The 25,103-nt window shown below is 58.8% G+C and carries 22 protein-coding genes and 1 pseudogene; 13 read left to right on the forward strand and 10 right to left on the reverse strand.

Going from position 1 to position 25,103, the window contains the following annotated elements; translation table 11 throughout:
- Window position 1: 1 nt before the first annotated feature.
- The 5 genes from AOA61_RS17830 to AOA61_RS17850 form a co-directional block, all read right to left on the reverse strand.
- Window positions 2-1,024: an ABC transporter permease gene (locus AOA61_RS17830; protein ID WP_034104518.1), complete on the reverse strand. Its 1,023-nt coding sequence runs from the start codon at window positions 1,022-1,024 to the stop codon at window positions 2-4.
- A complete protein-coding gene (locus AOA61_RS17835; RefSeq protein ID WP_032886533.1) occupies window positions 1,024-2,085 on the reverse strand; it encodes a microcin C ABC transporter permease YejB in 1,062 nt (353 codons plus the stop codon). The genes AOA61_RS17830 and AOA61_RS17835 overlap by 1 nt, the downstream gene beginning before the upstream one ends.
- Window positions 2,085-3,944 (reverse strand): extracellular solute-binding protein, encoded by a 1,860-nt coding sequence (locus AOA61_RS17840; RefSeq protein ID WP_032886532.1) that lies wholly within the window; start codon window positions 3,942-3,944, stop codon window positions 2,085-2,087. Before AOA61_RS17840 ends, AOA61_RS17835 begins: the two co-directional genes overlap by 1 nt.
- A 130-nt stretch (window positions 3,945-4,074) precedes the next feature.
- Window positions 4,075-4,356: a peptidylprolyl isomerase gene (locus AOA61_RS17845; protein WP_005788801.1), complete on the reverse strand. Its 282-nt coding sequence runs from the start codon at window positions 4,354-4,356 to the stop codon at window positions 4,075-4,077.
- 89 nt (window positions 4,357-4,445) lie between these two features.
- Window positions 4,446-4,940 carry a DUF1543 domain-containing protein gene (locus AOA61_RS17850; RefSeq protein ID WP_032886531.1) on the reverse strand — a complete coding sequence of 165 codons (495 nt, stop codon included), beginning with the start codon at window positions 4,938-4,940 and terminating at the stop codon, window positions 4,446-4,448.
- A 106-nt stretch (window positions 4,941-5,046) separates the two neighbouring features.
- Between AOA61_RS17850 and AOA61_RS17855 the strand changes: the two genes are divergently transcribed.
- Window positions 5,047-5,868, forward strand: a complete 822-nt coding sequence (locus AOA61_RS17855) for an aldo/keto reductase (RefSeq protein ID WP_032886530.1) — start codon at window positions 5,047-5,049, stop codon at window positions 5,866-5,868.
- A 53-nt stretch (window positions 5,869-5,921) separates the two neighbouring features.
- On the opposite strand, the gene AOA61_RS17860 is transcribed toward AOA61_RS17855, so the two are convergent.
- Window positions 5,922-6,437 carry an Hcp family type VI secretion system effector gene (locus tag AOA61_RS17860; protein WP_032886529.1) on the reverse strand — a complete coding sequence of 172 codons (516 nt, stop codon included), beginning with the start codon at window positions 6,435-6,437 and terminating at the stop codon, window positions 5,922-5,924.
- A gap of 476 nt (window positions 6,438-6,913) precedes the next feature.
- On the opposite strand from AOA61_RS17860, the gene tssA reads away from it, so the two are divergent.
- The 5 genes and pseudogenes from tssA (at window position 6,914) to AOA61_RS17885 (ending at window position 12,526) form a co-directional block, all read left to right on the forward strand.
- Window positions 6,914-8,461 carry a type VI secretion system protein TssA gene (gene tssA, locus AOA61_RS17865; RefSeq protein ID WP_099602280.1) on the forward strand — a complete coding sequence of 516 codons (1,548 nt, stop codon included), beginning with the start codon at window positions 6,914-6,916 and terminating at the stop codon, window positions 8,459-8,461.
- A 29-nt stretch (window positions 8,462-8,490) separates the two neighbouring features.
- Window positions 8,491-8,988 carry a type VI secretion system contractile sheath small subunit gene (gene tssB / locus AOA61_RS17870; protein ID WP_032886528.1) on the forward strand — a complete coding sequence of 166 codons (498 nt, stop codon included), beginning with the start codon at window positions 8,491-8,493 and terminating at the stop codon, window positions 8,986-8,988.
- An 87-nt stretch (window positions 8,989-9,075) separates the two neighbouring features.
- A pseudogene (gene tssM, locus AOA61_RS17875) lies at window positions 9,076-10,968 on the forward strand (type VI secretion system membrane subunit TssM); the annotation flags it as partial.
- On the forward strand, window positions 10,965-11,687 hold the full coding sequence (locus tag AOA61_RS17880) for a PP2C family serine/threonine-protein phosphatase (RefSeq protein WP_099602282.1): 723 nt from the start codon (window positions 10,965-10,967) through the stop codon (window positions 11,685-11,687). The pseudogene tssM and the gene AOA61_RS17880, both read left to right, overlap by 4 nt.
- Window positions 11,684-12,526, forward strand: coding sequence for a serine/threonine-protein kinase (locus AOA61_RS17885; protein WP_099602283.1), 843 nt, complete (start codon window positions 11,684-11,686; stop codon window positions 12,524-12,526). The genes AOA61_RS17880 and AOA61_RS17885 overlap by 4 nt, the downstream gene beginning before the upstream one ends.
- A gap of 8 nt (window positions 12,527-12,534) precedes the next feature.
- On the opposite strand, the gene AOA61_RS17890 is transcribed toward AOA61_RS17885, so the two are convergent.
- The gene (locus AOA61_RS17890) at window positions 12,535-12,864 is read right to left on the reverse strand and encodes a DUF6388 family protein (protein ID WP_032886512.1); all 330 of its coding nucleotides are present in this window, start codon (window positions 12,862-12,864) and stop codon (window positions 12,535-12,537) included.
- Window positions 12,865-13,149: 285 nt separating this feature from the next.
- Here AOA61_RS17890 and AOA61_RS17895 point away from each other — a divergent pair, with 285 nt between their 5' ends.
- On the forward strand, window positions 13,150-15,225 hold the full coding sequence (locus tag AOA61_RS17895) for a PTS sugar transporter subunit IIC/EAL domain-containing protein (protein ID WP_095184563.1): 2,076 nt from the start codon (window positions 13,150-13,152) through the stop codon (window positions 15,223-15,225).
- Here AOA61_RS17895 and AOA61_RS17900 read toward each other — a convergent pair.
- From AOA61_RS17900 to AOA61_RS17910, 3 genes are read right to left on the reverse strand one after another with little or no spacing between them, the layout of a single operon-like run.
- The gene (locus AOA61_RS17900; RefSeq protein ID WP_099602284.1) at window positions 15,222-16,055 is read right to left on the reverse strand and encodes a metal-dependent hydrolase; all 834 of its coding nucleotides are present in this window, start codon (window positions 16,053-16,055) and stop codon (window positions 15,222-15,224) included. The two genes, AOA61_RS17895 and AOA61_RS17900, sit on opposite strands and share 4 nt — an antisense overlap.
- A 15-nt stretch (window positions 16,056-16,070) precedes the next feature.
- Window positions 16,071-16,961, reverse strand: a complete 891-nt coding sequence (locus AOA61_RS17905) for an SDR family oxidoreductase (RefSeq protein WP_032886509.1) — start codon at window positions 16,959-16,961, stop codon at window positions 16,071-16,073.
- A complete protein-coding gene (locus tag AOA61_RS17910) occupies window positions 16,958-18,496 on the reverse strand; it encodes an NAD(P)/FAD-dependent oxidoreductase (protein ID WP_095184565.1) in 1,539 nt (512 codons plus the stop codon). The genes AOA61_RS17905 and AOA61_RS17910 overlap by 4 nt, the downstream gene beginning before the upstream one ends.
- Window positions 18,497-18,772: 276 nt before the next feature.
- Here AOA61_RS17910 and AOA61_RS17915 point away from each other — a divergent pair, with 276 nt between their 5' ends.
- The 6 genes from AOA61_RS17915 (at window position 18,773) to AOA61_RS17950 (ending at window position 24,851) form a co-directional block, all read left to right on the forward strand.
- Window positions 18,773-19,762, forward strand: coding sequence for an alpha/beta fold hydrolase (locus AOA61_RS17915; protein ID WP_032886507.1), 990 nt, complete (start codon window positions 18,773-18,775; stop codon window positions 19,760-19,762).
- Between the two features lie 294 nt (window positions 19,763-20,056).
- Window positions 20,057-21,337, forward strand: a complete 1,281-nt coding sequence (locus AOA61_RS17920) for an alkane 1-monooxygenase (protein ID WP_095184567.1) — start codon at window positions 20,057-20,059, stop codon at window positions 21,335-21,337.
- A 113-nt stretch (window positions 21,338-21,450) separates the two neighbouring features.
- The gene (gene praA / locus AOA61_RS17925) at window positions 21,451-21,945 is read left to right on the forward strand and encodes an alkane oxidation protein activator PraA (RefSeq protein WP_032886505.1); all 495 of its coding nucleotides are present in this window, start codon (window positions 21,451-21,453) and stop codon (window positions 21,943-21,945) included.
- A gap of 133 nt (window positions 21,946-22,078) precedes the next feature.
- Window positions 22,079-22,582 carry an alkane oxidation protein activator PraB gene (gene praB, locus AOA61_RS17935; RefSeq protein WP_081797686.1) on the forward strand — a complete coding sequence of 168 codons (504 nt, stop codon included), beginning with the start codon at window positions 22,079-22,081 and terminating at the stop codon, window positions 22,580-22,582.
- 222 nt (window positions 22,583-22,804) lie between these two features.
- Complete coding sequence (gene praB / locus AOA61_RS32490; protein WP_277419341.1) at window positions 22,805-23,308, forward strand: alkane oxidation protein activator PraB; 504 nt, start codon at window positions 22,805-22,807, stop codon at window positions 23,306-23,308.
- Window positions 23,309-23,435: 127 nt separating this feature from the next.
- Window positions 23,436-24,851, forward strand: a complete 1,416-nt coding sequence (locus AOA61_RS17950) for an outer membrane protein transport protein (protein WP_099602287.1) — start codon at window positions 23,436-23,438, stop codon at window positions 24,849-24,851.
- Window positions 24,852-25,103: the final 252 nt, after the last annotated feature.

Consider the following 25,103-nt stretch of genomic DNA (forward strand, 5'->3'; position numbering starts at 1 on the left):
CTCATGAACGTGGGTCGAAGGCGTCACGCAACGCCTCGCCAATAAAGACCAGCAGCGACAGAATCAGCGCCAAGGTGAAAAACGCCGTCAGGCCCAGCCATGGCGCTTGCAGGTTCTGCTTGCCCTGGGCGATCAGTTCGCCTAGGGATGCGCTGCCCGCCGGCATGCCGAAGCCGAGGAAATCCAGAGCGCTCAAGGTGGAAATCGCGCCGGTCAAAATAAACGGCAGGTAGCTCAAGGTGGCGGTCATCGCATTCGGCAGGATATGTCGGCGGATGATCTTGCCATCGCCCAGGCCCAGCGCCCGTGCGGCCTTGACGTACTCCAGGTTGCGCCCGCGCAGGAACTCGGCGCGCACCACGTCCACCAGGGCCAGCCAGGAAAACAGCGCCATGATCCCCAGCAACCACCAGAAATTGGGCTCGACAAAGCCCGACAGAATGATCAGCAGGTACAGCACCGGCAGACCGGACCAGACCTCAAGTACCCGCTGGCCGATCAGGTCGACCCAGCCGCCGTAGTAACCCTGCAAGGCCCCGGCGGCGATGCCAATGGCTGCGCTGATGGCCGTCAGCGCCAGGGCGAACAGGATCGACACCCGCGCGCCGAAAATGACCCTCGCCAGCACGTCGCGGGACTGGTCATCGGTGCCCAGCCAGTTCACCGCCGAGGGCGGGCTGGGGGCAGGGCGGGTCAGTTCGTAGTTGGGGGTGTCATCGCTGAAAGGGATCGGCGGGAACAACATCCAGCCGCCGTCCTGTTTGATCAGCTTTTGCACATAGTCGCTGCGGTAGTCGGCCTGGAACGGCAGCTGGCCGCCGAACTGCTGCTCGGTGTAACGCTTGAACACCGGGAAATACAGTTCGTTCTTGAAACTCAGCACCAGGGGTTTGTCGTTGGCGATCAGTTCGCCGCCGAGGGTCAGGATAAAGAGGCCGATAAACAGCCACAGCGACCACCAGCCACGGCGATTTTTCTTGAAACGCTCGAAGCGTCGGCGTGCCACGGGAGACAAGTTAAGCATCAGGCGTTCCTCGCGGCGAAGTCGATACGCGGGTCCACCAGGGTGTAGCAGAGGTCACCGATGAGTTTTATCAGCAGGCCGAACAGGGTGAAGATAAACAGCGAACCGAACACCACCGGGTAATCCCGCGAAACCGCCGCTTCGTAGCTCATGCGACCGAGGCCATCCAGGGAGAAAATCACCTCGATCAGCAAGGATCCTGCAAAAAACACGCTGATAAATGCCTGGGGAATCCCCGAGATCACCAGCAGCATGGCGTTGCGGAACACATGGCCATACAGCACCCGTCGTTCGCTCAAGCCTTTGGCCCGCGCGGTCACCACGTATTGGCGGGTGATTTCATTGAGGAACGAGTTTTTGGTGAGAATGGTCAGGGTGGCGAATCCGCCGATTACCAAAGACGTCACCGGCAACACCAGGTGCCAGAAGTAGTCGGCGATCTTGCCCACGGTGCTCAGCTCTTCGAAGTTCTCCGACACCAGTCCGCGAACCGGGAACCAGTTCAGGGAGGTGCCGCCGGCGAACACCACGATCAGGAACATCGCGAACAGGAACGCTGGCATCGCATAGCCGATCACGATGGCAGTGCTGCTCCACACATCAAAGCTGCTGCCGTGGCGTACCGCCTTACGTATCCCCAGCGGGATCGACACCAGATAAGTGATCAGCGTGGCCCACAGCCCGAGGGAAATGGTGACGGGCATCTTTTCCAGGATCAGGTCGATCACCGTCGAGCCGCGAAAGAAGCTGTTGCCGAAATCCAACTGGGCATAGCTCTTGAGCATCAGCCATAGGCGTTCCGGTGCGGACTTGTCGAAGCCGTACTGTTTTTCAATGTCCTTGATCAGCTTCGGGTCCAGGCCCCGACTGGACCGCGAGCCGCTGCTGATGCCTTCGCCGGATGAGCCGCCGACACCGCCGCCGCCAATCCCCTGCAAGTGGGCGATGGCTTGTTCCACCGGGCCACCGGGGGCGGCCTGCACGATCACGAAATTCACCAGCAGGATGATCACCAGGGTTGGGATGATCAGCAGCAGGCGCCGCACGATATAGGCAAACATCAGCGCGCTCCTCCGCGTTTTTTCAGTTCGGCATTCATCTGCTCAGTGGTCAGAGGTGTGGGGCTGACTTCCCACCAGGTTTCCAGGGCCTCGTCATTCTTGGCCTCGATGGCCGGGCGGCCGAAACGGTTCCACCAGGCGGCGGACGTACCGGGCGGGTAGTAATTGGGGATCCATAGGTAATTCCATTGCAGCACCCGGTCCAGAGCATGGGCGTAGGTGAGCATCTGCGCCTGTGTGTCGGCTTTGACCAGACCTTTGATCAAGGCGTCAACCGCCGGGTCCTTGAGCACCATGTAGTTGTTTGCGCCCGAATCAAAAGCGGCGCTGGAACCAAAGTAGTTGTACAGCTCCATGCCCGGCGAGGTGGTGACAGGGAACCCGGTGACGATCATGTCGTAGTCCCGTGTCATCAAACGGTTGACGTACTGAGAGGAGTCGATGCGACGGATATTAAGGGTGATGCCGATCTGCGCCAGGTTGCGTTTGTACGGTAGTAACAGTCGCTCCAGACCGGCCTGCGCATTGAGGAAGGTGAACTCAAGCGGTTCGCCTTCGGCGTTTACCAGCTTGTCGCCGTTGGGTTTCCAACCGGCCTCTTCCAGCAGGGCCAGGGCTTGGAGCTGTTTGTCACGGATCATGCCGCTGCCGTCGGTGACCGGTGCCTTGAACACTTGGGTAAACACCTCGTCAGGGATCTGCCCACGCAACGGTTCAAGAATCGCAAGCTCTTCCTGGGTGGGCAGTTGGGTAGCCGCCAGCGGGCTATTAGAGAAGAAACTCTGCTGACGAATGTACATATTTCGCATCATCTGCCGGTTGGCCCATTCGAAATCCCACAGCATTGCCAAGGCCTGGCGCACGCGGCGGTCTTTGAATACCGGCTTCTGCACGTTGAAGACATAGCCTTGGGCCGGTTGCGGCATTTCCTTGGCCAGGTGAGCGCGTTGCAGGCGGCCATCGTCCAGGGCAGGGCCGTTGTAGCCGATGGAGTAGCCGGTGGCGGAAAATTCACGATTGAAATCGTAGGCGCCGCCTCGCAGCACCTGGCGGGCAACTTCGGTATCACCGAAAAACTCCAGGCTCAGGTGATCGAAGTTGTAAAGGCCACGGCTGACGGGCAAGTCTTTGCCCCACCAGTCCGGGTCGCGAGTAAAGGTAATGGTGTTGCCGGAGTCGACCTTGCTGACTTTGTACGGGCCGCTGCCCAGTGGGGCTTCGTAGCCGCCGCCATTGGCGAAGTCGCGGGTCTTCCACCAGTGCTCCGGGAACACCGGCAGGGTGGCGATATCAAGGGGGAGGGTGCGGTTTTCGTTGCTGGAAAAGTCGAAGCGCACCTGGCGCTCACCTTCCACTTCGACGTGCTTGACGTCGGCGAACAGTGTGCGAAAACGCAGGCTGCCTTGGGTCATTAATAAATCAAAGCTGTAGCGAACGTCTTCGGCGGTGATGGGTTTGCCGTCGGCAAAGCGCGCCTTGGGGTTCAGGTAGAAACGCAGGGACAGGCCGTCCTCGGCGCGCTCCATTTTTTCGGCGACCAGGCCGTAGACCGTATAGGGTTCGTCCAGAGAGCGCAGGGCGAGGGGCGCGTAGAGCCAGCCGTCAACCTGTGACACGCCGATGCCTTTGTCGATATAGGGCAGCACATGATCGAAGCGTCCGATTTCGATGGCCGAACGCCGCAGGCTGCCGCCCTTGGGCGCGTTGGGGTTGGCGTAGTCGAAATGGGTAAAACCGGCGGGGTACTTGGCCGGTTCGCCGTACACCGTCAGTGACGGTTGGGGGGCCGCGATCACGGCGGTGCTGGCCAGCAGCAGGGCGAGGGTAGAGCGAAATAGAGTCGAAAAGGCCAATCGCATTATCAGTCTTGAACGCCGGAAGAACAGGAATAGGGATTTGTACGCTAACGGCATCAGCGTCGCCAGTCATCACATGCACAACGGCCCACCAAAAGGCGGGCCGTTGTTTGTAGCATCAGCGTGGACTGGATCAGTCCTGGCGGCTGGTGACTTCCAGCAGGTGGTAGCCGAACTGGGTTTTCACCGGGCCTTGCACGGTGTTGACCGGGGCGCTGAAAACTACGGTGTCGAATTCTTTAACCATTTGGCCTGGACCGAACGAACCCAGGTCGCCGCCTTGACGGCTGGATGGGCAGCTGGAGTTGGCTTTGGCGATTTCTGCGAAATCGGCGCCGCCTTCGATTTGGGCCTTGAGTTCGTTGCACTTGTCTTCAGTGGAAACGAGGATGTGACGGGCGGTGGCTTTGGCCATGGGGAGTAACTCCTTGAGTAAAAAGGGTGAGCGTACCGGATTCAGGCGGTTATTTCCTGGCAAAGTTCCCGGTATTTGATCGGCCGGTCTCAGGGCAGCACGATATAGTCGTTGCGCTGCAGGATTGCCCGGTGTGGTGCCTGGACGAGGTGCAGGTAGCGCCCGTCGACCAGGTCGATGGGCAGGCAGTCATCGATATCCAGCACGCCGTCGGTGTGACCCTGGGACCAATGCCCCAGCATCTGTTGCTTGCCCATGCGGGTGGCTTCCTGTTTGTTGCGCGCGACCACCAGCAGGTAATGATGGGCCTCGCCAAAGGTGTTCGCTTCGTACCCGCCAAGGTTGATGAAGTACAAGTGATGGGCGCCGGCCTGGGGCGCCAGGTGGCTGAGTTCGACCTTCCAGCCGTCGACGCCATCCACGGCCATCCAGGAATCGATATGCACGCCCTTGGGGCTGCCAAACCAACCGTCGCGCAATTGCGGGTAAGTGGCTTCCAGCGTATCCGCAGCGGCGAACACCACATCGTGAACTTCGATTTTCGCCCTGGGGTGCTTGCCCCCGAGCATCACGATAAACAGCATTGCGGGTCTTTCCTCGCGACTTGGCAAAGGGCAACCATACTTCGATTGAACCCTTTTGTCCGACCAATGCCACACTGTTAATCCGCGAACTCATCAGGAGGTTGTCATGCGTACTATTGATCTGGCCGGCGTTCCCGTCCCTGTCATCGGCCAGGGAACCTGGCGCATGGGCGAAAACCCGGACCAGCACCGCGCCGAAGTCGCCGCGTTGCAACTGGGGATCGACGAGGGCATGACCCTGATCGATACCGCCGAAATGTACGGCGAGGGCGGCGCCGAAACGGTGGTTGGCGAAGCTATCCGCGGTAAACGTGACCAGGTGTTCCTCGTGAGCAAAGTCTACCCGCACAATGCCAGCCACAAGGGTGTGCCGCGGGCCTGCGAAGCCAGCCTCCAGCGGCTGGGCACTGACTACATCGACCTGTACTTGCTGCACTGGCGTGGCCAATACCCGCTTGAAGAAACCGTTGAAGCCTTCGAGCGTCTGCGCGAAGCCGGCAAGATCGGTCGTTGGGGTGTCTCCAACTTCGACGTGGCAGACCTGCAGGAGCTTGCCTCCCCAGCCTGTGCAACCAATCAGGTGCTCTACAACATCGAAGAGCGCGGCATCGAGTTCGATCTGCTGCCCTGGTGGCAACAACATCACTTGCCCTTGATGGCGTACTGCCCGATCGCGCAAGGCGGTGAGTTACTGTCCAGCGCGACGCTCAAGCAGATCGCCCATCGTCATGAGGTCACACCGGCGCAGGTCGCTCTGGCCTGGGTGTTGCGCCAAGAGGGTGTGATCGCCATTCCCAAGGCTGTGTCGCCGGAGCACGTGCGACTGAACGCAGCCGCCGCCAAACTGGTGCTCGATGAGCATGATCTAGACGCCATCGACCGCGTCTTCGGCGCGCCCAAGCGCAAGCATCCGCTGGCGATGGTCTAAGCCGCTGGCAGAAACGGCGCCGTCCCTGGCGCCCGTTCCTGCGTGGGGCCGGGTTAACCGGCTACCGGGCTGCGCCAGTCATCCGACCCGGACGTGCCGGACACTTCGTGGGTCCATACGATCTTGCGATAGGTGAAGTACACGTCCTCCAAGTGTGTGAAGTGGGCATTGCTCGGGTCCTGGCAGTTGGGCATGCGTGATTGGATGTCCACGATGGTTGCCCCTTCCAGTTCGATGGTGAAGTAGTGCTCCTGTGCTCCGGCAGATGTGCTGCGCATCCATTCCAGGCGGCACGTGACCTGCTCACCGCTGGTCAAGGCGCTGAACAGGAGTGGTGATGACTTATCGAAGACCTTACTGATCATCAGCGGTTTGTGAACCCTCTGGCCGGTTGGTTGACCGGACTGTGGGTCCCGCGGAACGACTACTTGGTGGGAAAAGGCCTGGACCAGGATCTGGTCTGCATGGCCCTGCTGATAAGTGTTGCCTACAGAGTCCTGAGTAAATGTGCCTGCCGTAATCAAACCCTGTTTGACGCCGGTGATAGAGAGATACGCGGGTGTTGGCATGACGGGTTTCCTTGCCTGATTGAAAGGTCGTTCACACCGGCGACTGCGCCGGTTGGAGAAATGCCTATAACAAGAAACGTGCCTGAAAGTGTGGGAACCAATAAGTACTTGGTGTCCGTTGAGTGTCTGCGCGGCATGTAGAAAGTTATTGAGGGTTTGGAGGCGGTTTGTCGGGTATTAATTGCGCATAAGTGCGCATTTAATTGCTCATGCCGATAGGGCGCCTGGCAATTGATTTTCGCTGATATTCGATTCGATAGGCTGGTTTTATTGCGCAATATCCAGCATATGCCTCAGTTTACGTCGCCCGTAGGACAAGTCTTAAGTATGTGGTTATTGCTTGCTGAATGTTATTGGCATGGCTAAGGTTTGCGAACTTCGTGGCGAGTCGAGCGAAGCCAAGATGACATTCTAGTGCGAATTTTAAGTTTGCTTAGTTTGTTGTTCGTACCTTGATTAATTGCGTGCGGTCCTAAATGGGATACTCGGATAAACTCTGCGTTCATTATCTTGAACTTGCCAAACTACCCTGTTCGCAAACAAGTTTTGCTGGCGGTGATATACGGTATTCGAGTGAGTATGAAGCCCTGGAGTCTGAACTGGGAAAGATGCAGTCCATTCATGGCGCTGGCCAGCCGGACTGGCAAAAGACTCTGAACATCAGCGAATGCCTGCTGCGTGAGCAGTCCAAAGATCTGCGCGTGGCTGTCTGGCTGACGTGGGCGCTGTACCAGCGCGAATCCTTTGCCGGTCTGCTGGCAGGGCTCGGGTTGCTGCGTCATCTCTGTGAGCATCATTGGTCCACGGTGCACCCACAAAAGCTGCGCACCCGCAGCGCGGCGTTCGGCTGGTTGGTCTTGCGCCTTGAGACACTGCTTGTTCAAAGCCTTTCGCTTCAGGACCAGCAGCCTTTATTCCGAGCGTTGCTGGAACAACTCTCCCGCCTTGATGAGCTCTGGACTGCCCATTTGGGCGAGGGCGCGCCGCTCTTGCTACCGATTCGCAGGCAACTGGACCAGCGGATGGAGCTTGCGGCGCAGGGTCATCCCGCCGTCACAGGGGTGAGTGCCGTGATTGCACACGTCAAACAGGCCACCACCCCGTTGTTGAAAACCGAGCTGACGGTCAACAACGAAAAGGACGCGCATAAATTGTTGCGTGCCTTGCAAGAACAAGCCCGTCCGTTGTGTACCTGGTGGTTGCGCCACAACGCTACCGACTTGCGGGCCTTGCACCTGAGCCGAACGCTGGCATGGCTGGCCATCGTCCGCTATCCGGACGCCAACAATGAGCGCGTCACCGCGCTGTACGCGCCGCCCTGCGACACGCTCAAACGCTACCAGGAGCGGTTTTGCCAGGGGCATCACGCCGATCTGCTGGTTGAACTTGAGGCTTGCTTCTCAGGTGCCATGTTCTGGTTCGACGGGCTGCACATGATCTGGCAATGCCTGGAGGCTCAGCAGGCGAAGCAGGCCATGACCGAACTGGAAGTGAGCTTTGCCCTGTTGCTGCAACGCTTGCCGGATTTACCGGCGTTTCGTTTTCACGATGGCGCTCCTTTTGCCAACAGCAGTACTCGCGACTGGATCGCACTGCATGTTTCCCATCACCTGCAAGCGCCTGAAGTGCCCGGTGTGGTGGCCGATGCCGAGCCCTGGGAGATCGCTTTGCAGGATGTATTGCCTCGGCTGGGCAAAGAGGGACTCAAGGCCGCCGTGCAACAGCTCAAGCAAGGCTTGCACGCCGCCCGCAGTGATCGAGCACGCTTTTACTGGCGCCTGGCCCAGGCGCGTTTATGTGTCCACGCGGGCAAGCATGAACTGGCGAAGATCCTGCTCGAACATTTGGATGTCGAGCTGCAACGCTCGGGCCTGGAGCGCTGGGAACCGGAGCTGGCGTTTCAAGTCACCCAACTCTTGCATCGCTGCTGCGACCTGATGCCGCAAAACCATGCCGTGCGCGAGCGCAAGGAAGAGACCCACCGCAGGCTGTGCCTCTTCGATCTTGAAGCGGTACTTGAATAGGCTCACGAGCCAAAAAAAGGAGAAATACCATGGCCAAAGAAGGTTCGGTAGCACCCAAGGAACGCATCAATATCACCTTCAAACCCGCCATCGGTGGTGCTCAGGAAGAAGTCGAGCTGCCGTTGAAACTGCTGGTGCTGGGGGACTTCACCCAGCGTGAGGACCTGCGCAAGCTTGAAGATCGCAAACCCATCGCCATCGACAAGAACACCCTTGATGAGGTGCTGGCCAAACAGGCGCTGAGCCTCACGCTGAATGTACCCAACCGTCTCCAGGAGTGCGCCGAAGTTGAAGAACTCGCCATCCAGGTACGCATTAATTCGATGAAGGATTTCAACCCCGCAAACCTGGTGGAGCAGATCCCCGAGTTACACAAGCTGATGGCCCTGCGTGAGGCGTTGATGGCGTTGAAGGGACCGCTGGGCAACACGCCGAGCTTTCGTAAAGCCATCGAACAGGCTCTGGCCGATGACGACTCCCGTGCCAGGGTATTGGCAGAGTTGGGCCTGAACAGCCAAATCGCCTGATATTTCTCAGTAAAAGGACACTGGTGCCATGACGACTCAACACACTCCGATACCTGTACACAGCACTGATGAGTGCAGCATCCTCGACAAGGGGAGTTGAGTCGGCCGCTGCTGGTCAGTGCCTATGAAGATTCACTGCGTGAGCAGTTGCTGCCTCTGGTCTCCTCAATGCTGGAAGAACAGGTGCGAGCCAGTCTTGGCGACCGCGAGGAACTGCTGGATAGCCTGCGGGCATACCTGATGCTCAGTCTGCGTGAGCGTCGCGATAACGGTTGGCTGGCGCAGCGTGTAGCCGGTCATTGGTCGGTGCGTTATGCCGGTGATGCTGCGACGCAGAATCGGTTGAATGAACACCTTGCACGATTACTGGGGCTTTCGTTCGAGACGTCCTCGGACGTTGAACTGGTTGCTGAGGCTCGCCAGGAGTTGCGTGGTGAATCCTTGGCAGGCGTGGTCTACCGGGTGCTGCGTGACCAGGCGAGAAGTCTTGAGCCTCTTCGCCTGGCCGAGGGGCGGGGGTTTGTCACTGCCGAGCAGCCCATACCCGGCTTCTACACCAAACGGTATGTGCAGTATTTTGAAAGGCAAGGCCCGCGCCTGGTTAACTCCATCGCTCAGGATAATTGGGTCATCGGGGAGGGCGCAGATCTGAGTGCACTGGATTTGCGGCGTTTGATGCTGGAGTTGGAGCAGCGCTATTTCAGTGAGTACGCTGATACGTGGAGTGAGGCCCTTGGCCAAGTTCGTCTGCAGGAAAGTAACAGCCTGAGGCAGCATGCGGACGGGCTTGCCAGCCTGGCGTCAGCGCAGTCGCCGTTGGTGCAACTGTTGCAACAGGTTCGGGAAAATACGCGCTTGCTCTCGGCCACTGATCGCCTTGAGGCCGTTACCCAACAGGTCGTGGATGTGGAGACTTCCGCTTCCAGTGTGTTGCTCAGCCAACTGCAGGGGCAGGCTGCACCTGACTCTGCCCGACGCGCGCTGCAGCGTCGGTTCGAACCTCTGCATCAATTGCTGGATGCGGAACAAAACCCCGGCGTTGAGCTGACGCAGGCTTTACGGCTGCTCGATGGATGGCATCTGCAACTGGCGGCCCTGAACCGCGAAGGCGTGCCGGAGCAGGCGGTATTTACGATGGTCAGGCAGCGTATGGAAGGGCAACAGCCGTTGTTGGGTAGCCTGCGTGATGCTGCTGCGCGCTTGCCGCTGCCGCTCAAAGGCTGGTTTGAAGGCATTGCCGATGACAGCTGGCGACTACTGCTCGACGATGCCTATGTGTATATCAATCAGCGCTACCAAAGTGAGGTCTATGGCTTTTACGCCAAGGCGATCCAGCATCGGTATCCGTTCGATGCCACTGCCACCAGTGATGTCGCCCTTGGCGATTTCCAGGCGTTTTTCAAACCCCAGGGCGCCATGGCGAGCTTTTATGAAAGCTACCTGCGGTCCTTTGTCAGTGCCGAGGGCAGTCGTTATCGCCTACGGGGACTCGATGGCCGTAGCCTGGGGCTGTCGCGCTCACTGTTGGACCAACTGACCAGAGCCCAGATGATCCGCCAGGGCTTCTTCACCGAAGATCAGGGGGACTGGGCGGTGCGGTTCACGCTGGCTCCCTATAGCCTTGATCAGGCAGTCAGCCGTGCCGTCTTGAGCATTGGGGATCAACACCTTGAATACCGTCATGGTCCGATTGTGCCTATGGCGTTCCAGTGGCCGGGCGAGACGGATAATGGCCGTAGCAGCCTGGTACTGGAGAGGGGTGTGCAGCGGCCGTTGGGGATTGAAAAAAACGCGGGCCCCTGGTCGTTGTTTCGATTTTTCGAGCTGATGCAAAGTGAGCCAGCGATTGGTCAGGGCGCACAGCTGATCAAGGCCGAACTCGATGGCATGCGCGCCAACTTCCTGCTCAGCAGTCAGCGCAGTCTCGGTCCGTTCCAAATGGCGAACTGGCGCACATTCCGCTTGCCGGAGCAACTGTGAACCAGGCACATACCGCGGGATACAGTGCTGGGCGAACGGCCCGGGGCAAGGCGCGTTTGCGCAACGAGGACGCGTTTCTCGACTGCCCCCAGCGGGGGTGTTGGGCAGTAGCCGACGGTATGGGTGGCCATCAGGCTGGGGATGTGGCCAGCCGCTGGGTAATCAGCAGCCTGGCTTCGTTACCTGATCAGGGCAGCTTTGACGAACGGGTCGAGGCCGTGCGGCGGTGTTTGCGAGCGCTCGACAGTGAAATGGGGCAAGCAATAAATCAAGCCGCCGAGGGCATCATGGGCAGCACCGTGGTGGTGCTACTGCGCGAGGGCAATCGCGCCGCGTGCATTTGGGTCGGGGATAGCCGTTGCTATCTGTGGCGGGGGCAGCGGTTGTACCAACTGTCGCGGGACCACTCGCTGTGGCAGCACCTGATGGACAAGCAGCAGTTGAGCCTGGAGCAGGCCCAGGCCCATCCGGATGCCAAGGCGTTGACCCGTGCCATTGGCGGCCGACAGCCACTGAGCCTGGCAGTGCTGGAACTCGGTATCGAGCCGGGGGATGTATTTTTGTTGTGCAGCGATGGTTTGTATCAGGGACTCAGCCACGGCGAACTGGGCAGTGCCCTGAGTGTGGGGACACCCTTGCAGGTCGTGGATCGCTTATTTACCAACGTGATGCGAGGGGCCGCGCGGGATGACCTGACGGCCGTGGTGGTTCAGCCATGAGTGCAGTCACCGGCCCACCGAACCTGCTTGCAGGACGCTATCACCTCGAACGCGAATTGGGCACAGGCGGGATGGGCGTGGTTTACCGCGCCCGTGATCTGCTGCACGAGGCGTTCGGCGAGCCCAACGCATGGGTGGCGCTGAAGCTGCTGGGCGATACGCTCGCCGAATCCCCCGACGGCCATGTATTGCTGTACAGCGAGTTCGCCCTGACCCGAAGCCTGCGCCACGATCATGTGGTCAGAACGTTTTCCTTCGAGGTTGACACCCCGCGCCAGGTTGCATTCTTCACCATGGAGTTGCTCACCGGTATGACCCTGGACCGGCTGCTCAAGGAGTGCCCTGATGGATTGCCTTGGAGGGAGCTGAAACCCATCGCAATGCAACTCTTGGATGCGCTGGCGTATGCCCACCAGCAGGGCGTTCTGCATGGCGACGTGAAGCCCGCCAATATCATGGTGGGCGAGCAGGGTGTGCAGTTGTTCGATTTTGGTTTGGGGCATGGCGAGGCACAGCAGGCTGCAGGTTTGCCTGGCTTGAGTCGCAGCCGCTTAAACGCCTGGACACCGGCGTATGCGGCACCGGAATTGCTGGCGGGCGGGCGCCTGTCTGCCAAGGCCGATCTGTATGGCGCGGCCTGTGTGATCTATGAACTCGCCCAGGGAAACCTCCCCGGCAAGGGGCAGTTGAATAAGCCATTGCCGAGGCCACGACAACTGCCCCGCCAGTGCTGGTCCGCGTTGCGTTCTGCGTTGGAGGTGGACCCTGAACGACGCACCCTTTCGGCCGAAGAATTGTGCGAAGCGATAAATGGACGGCGACGCCACTGGTTTTTTTAGTGGGCGTATCAGCCGTTCAAATCGTGCAGTTGGCAGTATTCGACCCAACTCAGTCCGGCCATCTGCGCCACTTCCTTGTGCACTTCCAGGCGCAGGGCCTCGAAGTCCTCGGAGGAGTCGGTGGTCAGTTTGAGCGTCAACTCCCATGCAAAGAGACCCTGGCGTTCGGCTTCTGCCTCAAACGCTTCATGCAGCCGTTCGGCGCGGTACTGTGCCAGGGTTTCGCCCTTGGCCTGGGCGGCCAGCGGGTTCAGGGTGTTCAGTTCTGCGGCCACATCGGGGTGTTCGTTCAAGAATCGGTCCAGCGCGAGCTGGTGGTTATCGCCAGGTGGTGACAAGGGTGTGCTCCAAATCAGATGGAATCAGGCTTCAGTTTTTGGCCCGAGACGAGCCATATGCGCATTAAGCGCAGACAACAGGTATTGAAGCAGATTCCAGGATCGGCCCAGGTCACAACATTCAACAATTGAAAAAAAACCGGCGTTGCCAGCTATTCATTGCTGAAATTTCCGCCCTGAACATGGCAAAAGGCTTTCGCTCCCGGTGTCAGGACGTGTAGCGTTAGCCCCGGTATTTTGGGCACTGCCTTCCATGGGCAGAGGGCGATGGGCAGAGGGTGGGTCATGGCGCAAACGCTGTTCAAACTGTTCTTCACCCAGCGTCTGGCTGCCTTGGCCAGTACCGAGTCGTTGCGTGCGATCCGCGAAGGGCTGCTGTGGATCCTGCCGTGCCTGCTGGTGTCAGCGGGTTTTCTGATCCTGTCCGAATGTGCGCGGGTACTGGGGTTCGATCCGCAAGTGGTAGCGCTCCTCGCAGGGTTGCACAACCAGATCAGTTCAGTGATTCCGCTGCTGGTGGCGGCTTCCATCGGTTACATGCTGGCGATCCAGTACCGCCTGCCGCAGTTACCGGTGGCGTTTCTGTGCCTGGCTCATGTAGTGGTCGCGACCTTTATCCTGCGCGAATACCCCCGCGCGTCTGCCACGTTCGTCCTGTTTATCGCCATTGCCTCACCGCTGCTGAATGTGCCGGCCATGGCCTGGCTGTACCGCTACCGCTGGACCCGCCTGGTCAATGAAGACCTGGTAGGGCACAACCTGCGGGGTACGATCAATATGGTGGTGCCCGGTGCCATCACCGCTCTGGCGCTGGTGGTGGCGCTGTCTTTGTTGCTGCAGATTCCTTACGTGGCGCAGTTGCAGGGGCCCCAGGTGATTGAAGCCCTGGAGTCGCCCTATGGCAGCGGTTTGTTTGTCACGTTGATGAACTCGCTGCTGTGGTTTTTCGGGATCCACGGCGTGTACGCCATGCAACCGCTGTTCGACGTACTGGATCAGGCGGTGGTGCTCAACGGCGCCGCGCTGGCAGCAGGTGAGCCGATCAAATATGTACTCAACAGCGGCCTATTGGGCAGTTTTGCCTTTATCGGCGGCTCGGGCGGTGCATTGTGCTTGCTGGTGGCAATCCTGCTGTTTTCCAAGAGTCAGTCGATGCGCCTGCTGGCCGTGGCGAGCTTGCCGCTCTCGCTGTTCAACGTCAGTGAAGTCCTGCTGTTCGGCCTGCCGATCATCCTCAACCCACGCCTGTTCATTCCGTTTCTGGTAGTCCCTGCCCTGAACGCAATGGTCGCGTTGACCGTGGTGGAGTTGGGGTGGGTATCTCCGGCGGTGGCCAGCGTGCCGTTCACTTCCCCGGTATTGCTCAATGCCTACCTGAGCACCCACGGCGATCTGGCCGCAGTCGCGCTGCAAGTAACGCTATTGGCCCTGGGCACCCTGGTGTACGCGCCGTATGTACGTGCAATCCATCGCCAGGCCGCTGAAGGTGGCACGGTGTACCTGAAATCCCTCGACATGACCTTCCGAGGCCTCGAAGAGAAAGGCCGGCTGCGCGAGCTGGACCCGGTGCTGGCGTCCCACAGGACCTTCGCGCGCCAAGCCAATGAACTGAGCCACATCCAACAGATCAGCGACTACGAGTTCTACCTTGAATTCCAGCCGCAGGTCTCGACACGCACCGGCCTGTGTACTGGCTGCGAAGCGCTGATGCGCGCCCGCGATGCCCAGGGCACCGTGCATTCGCCGTGGGAATTCCTGCAATGGTTGGCGCAGGCGCGGCTGATGCCGGACGTGGACGTGTGGGTGGCGTCCCAAGCGATTCGTCAGTATCAGAAGTGGCAAAAGCTCGGTTTTGCGCTGCCCATGACCATCAACATTTCCAGCGCGACCCTGACCGACGCGGCCTATGGCGAACGCCTCGTGGAAATCCTCGCTCAGGCCCATGGGCAGGTGTCGGTGGAAATCACCGAAGACGCGCTGATCAGCGACATCCCGGCCACGCGCCAGACCATCCGCAAATTGCAGGACATCGGCGCCAAGGTCTATATCGATGACTTCGGCACCGGGTTTTCGGCCCTGAGCTATCTGCACCAATTCCCGGTGGACTTCATCAAAATCGATCGCAGTTTCGTGGTGGCCCAACACGATCCCAAAGGCGCCCAAGTGCTGACCGGCATGCTGCGTTTCTGCGAAGCGCTGAACCTGGGCGTGGTGGTGGAGGGCGTGGAGACCGCCGAGCAGTTGGCCTTCCTGAACACCGGCCCTGAGTTGATTATCCAGGGCTGGTATTTCAGCAAGGCACTGCCGGGCGATCAGTTGGAAGGCTTTGTGCGCGAGCGTGAAGCCTTGGCGCAAGCCTAGTAGCCGCGCTGAGTCTGTTCGATGTCTTCGATCAGGCTGTCGATGCCCTCCAGGCGCGCGCGGTTATCGTGGTCCCATGGATGAAAGCCGGGTTTGAAGTAGTGCAGCCAAGGCCGCAGCATCCGTGGGAAAACTCCCTTGGGCCCATACAGAAACTTCAGCATGCGCCAGAAGCCTTTGAGGTGCCCACCGGCCTTACGGTCTGCGATCAAGAGGCGTACGTGGAAATCCAGTACGACCAGCCAGAAGAACACCGTGGTGGTCAGCATGGCGCCGGTGCGCAGCAGATAGCGCTTGGGGCCGGGCTTGATCACCGTATTCCACACGTCGAAGGCCACAGCCTTGTGTTCGGTTTCCTCTAGAGCGTGCCAGTACCACATCTGCTGGTAGCCCTTGAGTGAGTCGCCAAAGCGGGACGGATCGCTGAGCAGGATTTCCGCAAGCATCGCTGTGTAGTGCTCAAGGGCAATGGTGATTGCCAGGTTGAAGGCGGGCGGAAAGTGTTTTTTCTGCAGGTCCAGGACGAACTTGAGACGACGGTCCAGGGTGTGTGCCGGCAGCCCTGCCGCTTGCATCAGGTCGTTATAGGCCACGTGTTCACGGCTGTGCATCGCCTCCTGACCGATAAAGCCCTGGATCTCTTTTTTCAGCGCAGGGTCCTCCACGCGCTGGCGGTAGTGGCGCACGCTGTCCATGAAAAACAGCTCGCCCTGGGGAAACAGCAGGGACAGGGCATTGAAAAAATGCGTGATGAACGGGCCCTGTTCGTGCCAGTTGGTGATGCGCTCGGCGGGCAGGACAAAACGGACGTCGCGGCGGATAGGCAGCATAGTGCGTGCTCCTGTTCAGAGACGGGGTTCGTCATTGGTTTCAAATACTGGCCTGCGTTGCTTGGGCGCCATGCGTTTGCTGGCGAACACCACCAACGCTTGATAGGCCGCGGGCAGGCAACGGGCGAGCAGGTCGAGGAAATACGCATCGCGGCCGATCAGCACGCGGCGTTTGTTTTTGCGGATGCCTTGGAGGATCACTTTGGCGGCCTGGTCGGCATCGGTGATGAAGAGTTTTTCGAAATCGGCGCGGGCTTGCTGTTCGCTGTGGATCAGGAAGCCGGTCATGTTCGCGTCAATGCGGCTGCTGCGGCAGATGTCGGTCCGAATGCCACCGGGGTGAACGCAGGTGGCCGATACGCCGCAGCGTTGCAGGTCCAGTTCCTGGCGCAGTGCTTCGGTGAAGCCGCGCACGGCGAATTTAGTGGCGTTGTAGCCGCTCATTCCCGGTTGGGCAAACAGGCCAAACACGCTGGAGGTGTTGATTACATGACCTTCGCCGCTGGCTTTGAGATAGGGCAGGAACGCCTTGGTGCCGTGGACTACTCCCCAGAAGTTGATGCCGACAATCCATTCCAGGTCGGCATAGTCCACGCCCTCCACGGTGCTGGAGAGGGCCACCCCGGCATTGTTGAACACTAGGTTGACCTGGCCGTGCTCAGCCATGCAGCGCGCGGCCCATTCTTCCATGGCCTGGCGATCGGACACGTCCAGCACCTGGGTGGTGATCATCACGGGTGACAGGGTGGAGGTCTTGATCAGCGTCAGGGTTTGCTCCAGGCCTGAGGCGTTTTTGTCCGCCAGCGCCAGATGGCAACCTTCCCGCGCGAGTGCCAGAGCCAACGCGCGACCCATGCCGGATGCCGCGCCAGTGATGGCCGCCACGCGACCGTTGAATGACTTCATGACAGGCTGCCTTCTGCGGTGGAATGGGCGGCCGCCGCGGGACGGGCGGGCGTATTGAGCGGTAACCGATCGACTTCATAGTCCTTGAGCGCAAACTGTCGCGTGACCTGCTTGAAGCGCCACGTGGAGCCGGGCCACAGGGTGGTGTTTTTGCCGGTGCGCGGGTCTAGGTACCAGCTCTGGCAACCGCCGGTGTTCCAGATGGTGCGCTTGAGTTGGTCCTGCAGTTGGCGGTTGTACGCTTGTTCCACCGCTGGCTTGACGTCCACTGTGGCGATGCGCTGGCGCTGCATCTGCTTGAGTGCGTCGAGGATGTAGGTCACCTGCGCCTCGATCATCAGGATCATCGAGTTATGCCCCAGACCGGTATTGGGCCCGACGATCAAAAACAGGTTGGGATAACCCGGTACCGTCGTGCCCTTGTAGGCATGGGCGCCGTCGTGCCAGGCGTCCATCAGGTCCACACCGTCGCGCCCGATGATGCAGTCGCGGGGCACGGGGTCGGTAGCTTGGAAGCCGGTGCCGAAGATCAGGCAATCGGCCGGGTGCTTGATGCCGTCGGCGGTGATCACGCCGTCGGCTTCGATGCGCAGCACGCGGTCGGTGACCACCTCGACATTGCTGCGCGACAGCGCCGGGTAGTAGTCATTGGAGATCAGCACGCGCTTGCAGCCGATGGTGTAGTCCGGCGTCAGGGTCTTGCGCAGGGACGGGCGGGCCACTTGCTTGTGCAGATGGCGTTGGGCGATTTTCTGCACCATCTTCATCAGCCTCGGGTGCAGGGCAAAGCCCACTACGCGACCTTCCAGCGCCCAGTAAAAGGCGCCCCGCACCAGGCGCTGGGTGAAAGGCAGGTGCTTGAACAGCCAGCGTTCGAGGGGCGAAATTGCCCGGTCAGGCTTGGGCATGATCCACGGTGGCGTGCGCTGGAACAGGTCCAGGTGGGCCACCTGCGGCGCAATCTGCGGCACGAACTGGATGGCACTGGCGCCGGTGCCGATCACCGCCACGCGTTTACCTTTCAAGGAATAGTCATGGTCCCACTGCTGGGAGTGGAAGCGCTTGCCCTTGAAGTTCTCCAGGCCTGGAATCTCCGGCAGCGCCGGGCGCGACAAGCCGCCCATACCTGATACCAGCACCCGTGCGCTCACGTGCCGGCCATCGCTGAAGCTCAATTGCCAGCGTTGCTGCTGTTCATCGAATACTGCGCGCTCAAGGCCCTTGTTGAAACGCAGGTAAGGCGCCAGGCCGAAGCGCACAGCGCATTGCTCCAGGTAGGCGCGGATTTCCGCTTGGCGCGCGAACTGTCGCGTCCAGTTCGGGTTGGGCGCAAAGGAAAACGAATACACATGGGACTGCACATCGCAGGCGCAGCCTGGGTAGTGGTTGTCCCGCCAAGTACCGCCGAGGGTCTCGGCCTGTTCGGCGATAAAGAAGTCGGTGAATCCGGCCTCTTTGAGTTTGATGGCCATGCACAGGCCGGCGAAGCCTGAACCGATGATGGCGATGTCGATGGATTCACTGTGGGCATTCATAGGCTGTCCTTGATGGGCATCGGATGTGCTCCTGTTTTTGTTTTGTCTTTTAGATAAAACACCATTGCAAAGAAAAATTGAATTAATTATTTTAAAAAAGATTTTAAATAATCTACCTGAAAATATCGCCTACGCTAGGACCATGTTTGGTATGCACCACTTGTCCGACGGACGAGCACGGTCCGCATGAGGTCATAGTCCAGGGGGCGGGCGATGGCTGAGGCCTTGACCAATTCCGGTCGGGTCGCCAGCAGCAGGGAAGCAGAGGACCGAGCTATGGCTGTGGAGTGGGTTGCCGCTGCGGCGGGCGCAAGTGCGGTGTTATGGGGCTTCAGCGCCTGGATGACACGGCGCATCGAAGCCGCTGTCCCCATCAATGGGCGCTTGGTGGAGGTCGATGGCGAGCGCTTTCATTATGTAGAAGAGGGCAAAGGCCCACCCCTGGTGATGATTCACGGGCTGATGGGCAGCAGTCGCAACCTGACCTATGCCTTGTCCGGCCAGTTGCGTGAGCATTTTCGGGTGATCACCCTCGACCGTCCCGGGTCGGGTTATTCCACGCGTCATAAAGGCACGGCAGCGGACCTGCCGGCCCAGGCGCGGCAGGTCGCAGCGTTTATGCGAGCACTGGGCCTGGAAAAGCCCCTGGTGTTGGGGCATTCCCTGGGCGGAGCGATATCCCTGGCCCTGGCCCTCGACCACCCCGAGGCCGTATCCGGTCTGGTGCTGGTGGCGCCGCTGACCCATCCCCAACCCACCTTGCCGTTGGTGTTCTGGTCGCTGGCGGTGCGACCGGCCTGGTTACGGCGCTGGGTCGCCCATACCCTCACCGTGCCCATTGGCCTGTTGACCCGGCGTTCGGTGGTCAAGGGCGTATTCGCCCCGGACACCGCTCCCGAAGATTTCGCCACCCAGGGCGGCGGGCTGCTGGGCATGCGCCCCGACAACTTTTATGCAGCCTCCAGCGAGATCGCACAGGTCAACGACTTCCTGCCGGACATGGTCAAGCGCTACTCGCAACTGACGCTGCCCATCGGCCTGATCTATGGCGCGCGAGACAAGGTGCTGGACTTTCGCAAACACGGCCAGGCCCTCGCCGACAAAGTGCCAGGCCTCAAGCTGCAAGTGGTGGAGGGACGCGGCCATATGCTACCGATCACCGCCACGGCGCGAGTGGTTGAAGCGGTATTGCAGGTGGCCAAGCGCGCGCGTCCGGCGCAAACGGCCACAGTCCTGCACCCGCCCTTTGCCCTGGCGAACAAATAATCGTGGTCCTCATTGCGGGTTCGAACGGCGCAAATGCTTGCCCTAGAGACCTGACCAAACGGCTGAAAAAGAGACTGCTCGGTCACGTAAAAAAGGCTTCGAAAAAGTAGTTGACGACCTAACGATTCCGCGTTATTTATTTAAAAAAATATTTCAATGTTTGTTTTGAAATGATTTTTGAAATGCCTAAGAGCGAATAAAAATGAAAAAAACGTCTTTTATCGCATGGTTGATTTCCCGGAGCCTTCTTCGCTCCCTGAACCTGTTTTCCACCTCCCTGCCAAGGAGGCTGCCATGAACCAGACTTTGGCAGCGCCAAGCGTGTGGACCGATGGCAAGCGCCACCTGTGGTGGTTGGGCATCATGCCGTTGGCCACACCTCTGTTGTCCGGCTCCCTTGCCATTTTCACCGGCGTCCAGCAGTTATGGTGGGTCGGCGTGCTGGTGATCTTCGGGCTGATCCCACTGATTGACGGCCTGCTCGGCGAAGACGTGAGCAACCCGCCCGAGTCGGCGGTCAGCCATCTGGAAACCCAACGCTACTACCGCTGGATCGTCTACACCGGCGTGCTGTTCGTCATCTCGTCAGTGATCATTACCGGCTGGCTGGCTGCCGGCGGCATCGAATGGATCATCCAAGGTGGTCTGTTGCACGCCACCGCTCACCTTGATCCTTCCAACTGGCTGGTCCACGCCGCCAGTTACATCACCGATCGCACGCAACTGCATGGCGCACCGAGCTGGTTCACCTACTTGGGCATGGCCATGTCGACCGGCGCCGCCACCGGCATTGCCATCAACACTGCCCATGAACTGGGGCACAAACCCAACGCCTTGGAAGTGTTCCTGGCCAAGGTCACATTGGCACCGACCTTCTACGGGCACTTCTACACCGAGCACAACCGTGGTCACCATGTGCGTGTCGCCACGCCAGAAGACCCGGCCAGCTCGCGCCTGGGCGAAAGTTTCTGGGCCTTCCTACCGCGCTCGGTGTGGTTCAGTGCGCACTCAGCGTGGAACCTGGAGCGTGAACGCTTGCGCAAACTCGGCCTGCCGGCCTGGCACTGGAAGAACGGTGTACTCAGTGCCTGGATGTACAGCGTAGTGCTGTGGGGCGCGATGATTGCCTGGCTGGGGGCGGCGGTGATTCCCTTCTTGATTATCCAGGGCATCTACGGGTTCTCGTTGCTGGAAGTCGTGAACTATGTCGAACACTACGGCCTGAAACGCCAGAAGTTACCCAATGGTCGTTATGAACGCTGCTCGCCTCGTCACTCCTGGAACAGTAATCGGATTGTCACCAATATCTTTCTGTTCCAGTTGCAGCGGCACTCCGACCACCACGCCAACCCCACGCGCAGTTATCAGTCGCTGCGCCACTTTGATGAATCGCCGCAACTGCCCTATGGGTACGCGAGCATGATTGTCTGGGCCTATGTACCTTACTTATGGCGCCGGCGCATGGACCATCGGGTGCTTAATCATTACGCCGGGGATATCAGCCTGACCAATCTTCAGCCCTCACAACGTTTGAAGTATCTGGAGAAGTACAGCAACAGCGCCAAGCCGTTCTGACATGAAGTAATACCCAGTTGTGTACTCGGGGCCTTAAATGCCGCGCAGGATTTTATCGCCCCGAGTAAGTGGTTTGACCCGAACAACAATAATTAAAGGGAAGGACGTACACCATGCAATCACCTGCCAAGTTCACTACCCATATTCTATTGGCTGCACTGGGCCTGATCGTTTATCACCAGGCCCAGGCCGCCCGTATCGAACCGGCCGGCAGTGCGTTCACCGCCCAAGGCCCCATCAGTTTTTCCAAGGGGGCGCTGATCAGCGCCGACTGCACCATTAAGGTCGCGGGCAAAGTCGCTGCCGATGGTTCATCCGTGAATGTCGACAAAGTTGAGTTCGATGGCGGCCTCAAGTGCAGCCGGGTCGAAGCCACCAACTTGCCGTGGGTGCTGGTGGCCAAAGACACCAAAAGCGGTTCCATGTCGAATATCAGCGTGGATGTGCACGCCTTCGGACTGGGCGGCAAGTGCGGGCCTTCTACCGCTGATGGCACGTGGGACAACGCCACCGGAAAGTTGGAAGCGGCCAATGTGCCCATTGGCGAAGACTGCAAGATCAAGACGGTGTCGATCAAGATGCCGCCCACCTTCAAAGTAGTTGAATAACGCCGTCCACGTTTAGAGCGGTAATTGAATTGAGATTTGGCTGGAAAGGGAAGTTCTGCAGTTTCACCGTGACCTCTCGTTCATGGCCATTACCCCCTGGCGAATGACTCGCCATTACATGTGAGGAAAAACAATGAAAAGTTTGAAAACCCTCGTTTGTGCAACTTCTTTTGCTCTGTGCTTTGGTGCCGTTTCGATGGCAAACGCCGCGACCATTGCACCTGCTGGTGCCGCTTTTACCACCTCGGGCTCTATCACCGTTAAGTCGCCGGCGTCCCTGAATATCCCGGTCACTTGCAACATTATCTTCACCGGTACCGTGGCGAGTGGTGGTGCTGGAGCTTCGATTACCGGCGCCACGGTCAGCGGTTCTAACCCGCTGTGCGGCGTTCCAGTGTTGAGCAACCTGCCATGGCCGCTGACGGTCGCTGGTACCGGGCCTGACGCGTTCACCGGCACTGTTTCGGGTGTGAAATTCAAAATCGCCTCTGACTGCAGCGCTACGCCGGTGACCATCGCGGTCAACTGGAAGAACTCCACCAACACGCTGGGTATTTCTACGCCTCAAACCGTGGGCTCTTGCACAATTACCGCCCTTACCGCTGTTCCAAGTCCAGCGTTCACCGTTAGCCCATAAGTACCCTGAGTACTTGACGTGATGATCACACGTTGAAACTGGCAAGTGCCTCGTAAGAGGCACTTGTTTGAAAAAGTTTGCAAGGGTGGAATACAACAATAAGGAGTGGCGCATGAGTATTAAGAGAACAGCCGCACGCAGTCTATTGGGCTTTAGCATTTCATCTGATCAGTGGCGCTACGCATAGGCGAAGTGACTCGCCAAACCCTGTGAGGAATAACAATGAAAAGCTTGAAAACGTTCGGTTGTGTAACACTCTTTGCTCTTTGCGGTGGGGCCATATCGACGGCCAGTGCGGCCACTATTGCCCCTGCCGGTAGCGCATTTACCACAGCGGGCACTATTACTATAAAGTCTCCCCTTAGTCTTAATGTACCAGTGACTTGCAACTTCGCGATGGCCGGTTCGGTTGCATCTGATGGATCAGTTGCAGCGATTACCAGTGCCGTGTTCAGCGGTTCAAACCCCATATGCTCAATTCCTGTCGCGAGTAATTTTGTGTGGCGTTTGAAGCTGACAGGTAGCGGCCCCGACGTGTTCCCTGGAACTCTTGGTGCGTTGAAGTTAAAGGTTGGATCGGACTGCAGCAGTTCTCCAGTGAACATCAGTGTTATCTGGAAAAACTCTACTAACACCCTGAGCATCACAAGCCCTCAAACCGTGGGTGCTTGCACGATCACAGGTCTCACTGCTTCACCCAGTCCGGCGTTTACTGTTTCTCCGTAAATGGCCTGGGTGCTGGATGGGACGGTCATGAATTGCAGTGAGCAAGTGCCTGGCAAGAGGCACTTGTTGAAGTAAACCGGGTTCGGAAAAACCGATATCGGTGCTTAACAACTATAAGGAGTCGGGCATGAATAATAAGAAAGCACACGCACGCACGTTAATAAACCTGGCCGTTATCGGCGGCCTGATGGTTATAACCGGCAGTGCGCAAGCCGGTGGGTTCTCTACTCCGACGTTCGGGGCGGAAGGCTGGGGCCGCGCGTTCGGTGGTGGTTCGATGTTTAAGGATGATCCGTCATCGGCTTACAACAACCCGGCGGCGATGGCGTTCATTGATCACAATATCTCGCAGTTCAACGTTGACTACGCGCGTATCAATATTCACTACAAAGGTACCGCCAAAGACTACGCAGGCAATCCGACCTCCACCACGACTGTTAACCCCGATACCTTTGAGTTCAATTCCGTGCCCCGCGATGGTGATGGAGGGCAGGGCGGTTTTACCGCCTGGGTGCCGACCGGATTCATGGTCATGCCGATCGGTGACCGTTTCGCTTTCGGTCTCAGCCAAGTGGTGCCCATGGGCGCACGTACCACCTGGGACAATGACTGGAAGGGCCGGGATTTTGCGGTTGACACGCGCATCGAAACCGTCGGGTTGACGGGGTCGCTTTCGTTCAAGGTCAACGATGAGTTTTCCATCGGCGGTGGTGCGATTGTTCAGCACACCAAAGGCTTCGTCAGCCAGAACGTTGACCTCTATGCCGCCGCTGCACTTGCTCCGAATTCGATTCCATTCCCGGCGGGCATTGGCTACTCGCTCATGCGAGTCAAAGTCGACAATACCTCGGTGGGCTGGTTTGCCGGCCTGGCCTGGAAGCCAACCCCACAAGACACGCTGGGTTTGAACTACCACGCCAAGATCAAGAACAAGCTTGAAGGCAAATACAACATCTACGCTGACGAAGGCTCCCAGGGCCTGATCGATGCCGGGTTGCCGGGCATTTTGTATCCAGGTCTCAACCTTCAAATGAACGGTAAAGCCTCCACCCAATTGGACGTTCCTGCCAGCGCAGCGATTGATTGGGTTCACCAGTTCAATGATCGTTTTACCCTCGGTGCCAGTGTCTTGTGGACCCAATGGTCGTCATTCAAAAACCTGACCCTGAAGTCTGAGGGGTCGACCATCGTTGCCATCCCTTACAACTACAAGGACGCCTGGATGGTGTCTCTCGGCGGCGACTATAAGCTCACCGATGATTTCACGTTGCGCGCCGGTGTTGCGACGGACCAGACACCTACCCGTAACTCCACCCGCGACCCGCGTATCCCGGATGGCGACCGGATCTTCACCTCGCTGGGCTTCGGTTACAAAATCAGAGCGATTCCAGGCCTGGGCATCGACGGCTCCTACTCCCACCAGTTCGTGGAAAAAGCCAAGTTGAAAACCCAGAACCAGGATCGTCTCGGGGGGGCAACCCTGGACGGCAAGGCCGAAGCCTATGGCGATGTCGTGAGCCTGGGGGTCACTTACAACTTCTGATCCTGTGTTACGCCGTGCCGGTGCGAAGCCCGCAGTCAGCGCATCTTTCTGCAGGTTTTTCACCGGTAATGCAATGAAGGGGTCGCCCACGCGACCCGTTCCGATTTCGTCCAATTCGCGTTGATTCGGCTGACAGGTTCAGTCGCTATTTTTTTTCGCTCAAGCATTAAATAAAAATTTCAAAACAAAATTTGAAATTAGCTTTCCAAGTTTGTAGTGTGGCTTTACGCCGCAGGTCAATTCGACCTTGCG

The organism is Pseudomonas sp. 2995-1 (assembly GCF_002742505.1).
GTDB classification, from domain to species: Bacteria; Pseudomonadota; Gammaproteobacteria; order Pseudomonadales; family Pseudomonadaceae; genus Aquipseudomonas; species Aquipseudomonas sivasensis.

Excerpts from the sequence above, each read along its gene's own strand:
- praB (WP_081797686.1), top strand. The coding sequence starts at position 22,079 with ATGAAAAGTTTGAAAACCCTCGTTTGTGCAACTTCTTTTGCTCTGTGC.
- AOA61_RS17915 (WP_032886507.1), top strand. The coding sequence starts at position 18,773 with ATGGCTGTGGAGTGGGTTGCCGCTGCGGCGGGCGCAAGTGCGGTGTTA.
- AOA61_RS17910 (WP_095184565.1), bottom strand. The coding sequence starts at position 18,496 with ATGAATGCCCACAGTGAATCCATCGACATCGCCATCATCGGTTCAGGC.
- AOA61_RS17845 (WP_005788801.1), bottom strand. The coding sequence starts at position 4,356 with ATGGCCAAAGCCACCGCCCGTCACATCCTCGTTTCCACTGAAGACAAG.
- AOA61_RS17885 (WP_099602283.1), top strand. The coding sequence starts at position 11,684 with ATGAGTGCAGTCACCGGCCCACCGAACCTGCTTGCAGGACGCTATCAC.
- AOA61_RS17950 (WP_099602287.1), top strand. The coding sequence starts at position 23,436 with ATGAATAATAAGAAAGCACACGCACGCACGTTAATAAACCTGGCCGTT.
- AOA61_RS17855 (WP_032886530.1), top strand. The coding sequence starts at position 5,047 with ATGCGTACTATTGATCTGGCCGGCGTTCCCGTCCCTGTCATCGGCCAG.
- praB (WP_277419341.1), top strand. The coding sequence starts at position 22,805 with ATGAAAAGCTTGAAAACGTTCGGTTGTGTAACACTCTTTGCTCTTTGC.
- AOA61_RS17905 (WP_032886509.1), bottom strand. The coding sequence starts at position 16,961 with ATGAAGTCATTCAACGGTCGCGTGGCGGCCATCACTGGCGCGGCATCC.
- AOA61_RS17900 (WP_099602284.1), bottom strand. The coding sequence starts at position 16,055 with ATGCTGCCTATCCGCCGCGACGTCCGTTTTGTCCTGCCCGCCGAGCGC.
- praA (WP_032886505.1), top strand. The coding sequence starts at position 21,451 with ATGCAATCACCTGCCAAGTTCACTACCCATATTCTATTGGCTGCACTG.
- tssA (WP_099602280.1), top strand. The coding sequence starts at position 6,914 with ATGGGATACTCGGATAAACTCTGCGTTCATTATCTTGAACTTGCCAAA.
- AOA61_RS17920 (WP_095184567.1), top strand. The coding sequence starts at position 20,057 with ATGAACCAGACTTTGGCAGCGCCAAGCGTGTGGACCGATGGCAAGCGC.
- AOA61_RS17830 (WP_034104518.1), bottom strand. The coding sequence starts at position 1,024 with ATGCTTAACTTGTCTCCCGTGGCACGCCGACGCTTCGAGCGTTTCAAG.
- AOA61_RS17840 (WP_032886532.1), bottom strand. The coding sequence starts at position 3,944 with ATGCGATTGGCCTTTTCGACTCTATTTCGCTCTACCCTCGCCCTGCTG.
- AOA61_RS17860 (WP_032886529.1), bottom strand. The coding sequence starts at position 6,437 with ATGCCAACACCCGCGTATCTCTCTATCACCGGCGTCAAACAGGGTTTG.
- AOA61_RS17895 (WP_095184563.1), top strand. The coding sequence starts at position 13,150 with ATGGCGCAAACGCTGTTCAAACTGTTCTTCACCCAGCGTCTGGCTGCC.
- tssB (WP_032886528.1), top strand. The coding sequence starts at position 8,491 with ATGGCCAAAGAAGGTTCGGTAGCACCCAAGGAACGCATCAATATCACC.
- AOA61_RS17850 (WP_032886531.1), bottom strand. The coding sequence starts at position 4,940 with ATGCTGTTTATCGTGATGCTCGGGGGCAAGCACCCCAGGGCGAAAATC.
- AOA61_RS17835 (WP_032886533.1), bottom strand. The coding sequence starts at position 2,085 with ATGTTTGCCTATATCGTGCGGCGCCTGCTGCTGATCATCCCAACCCTG.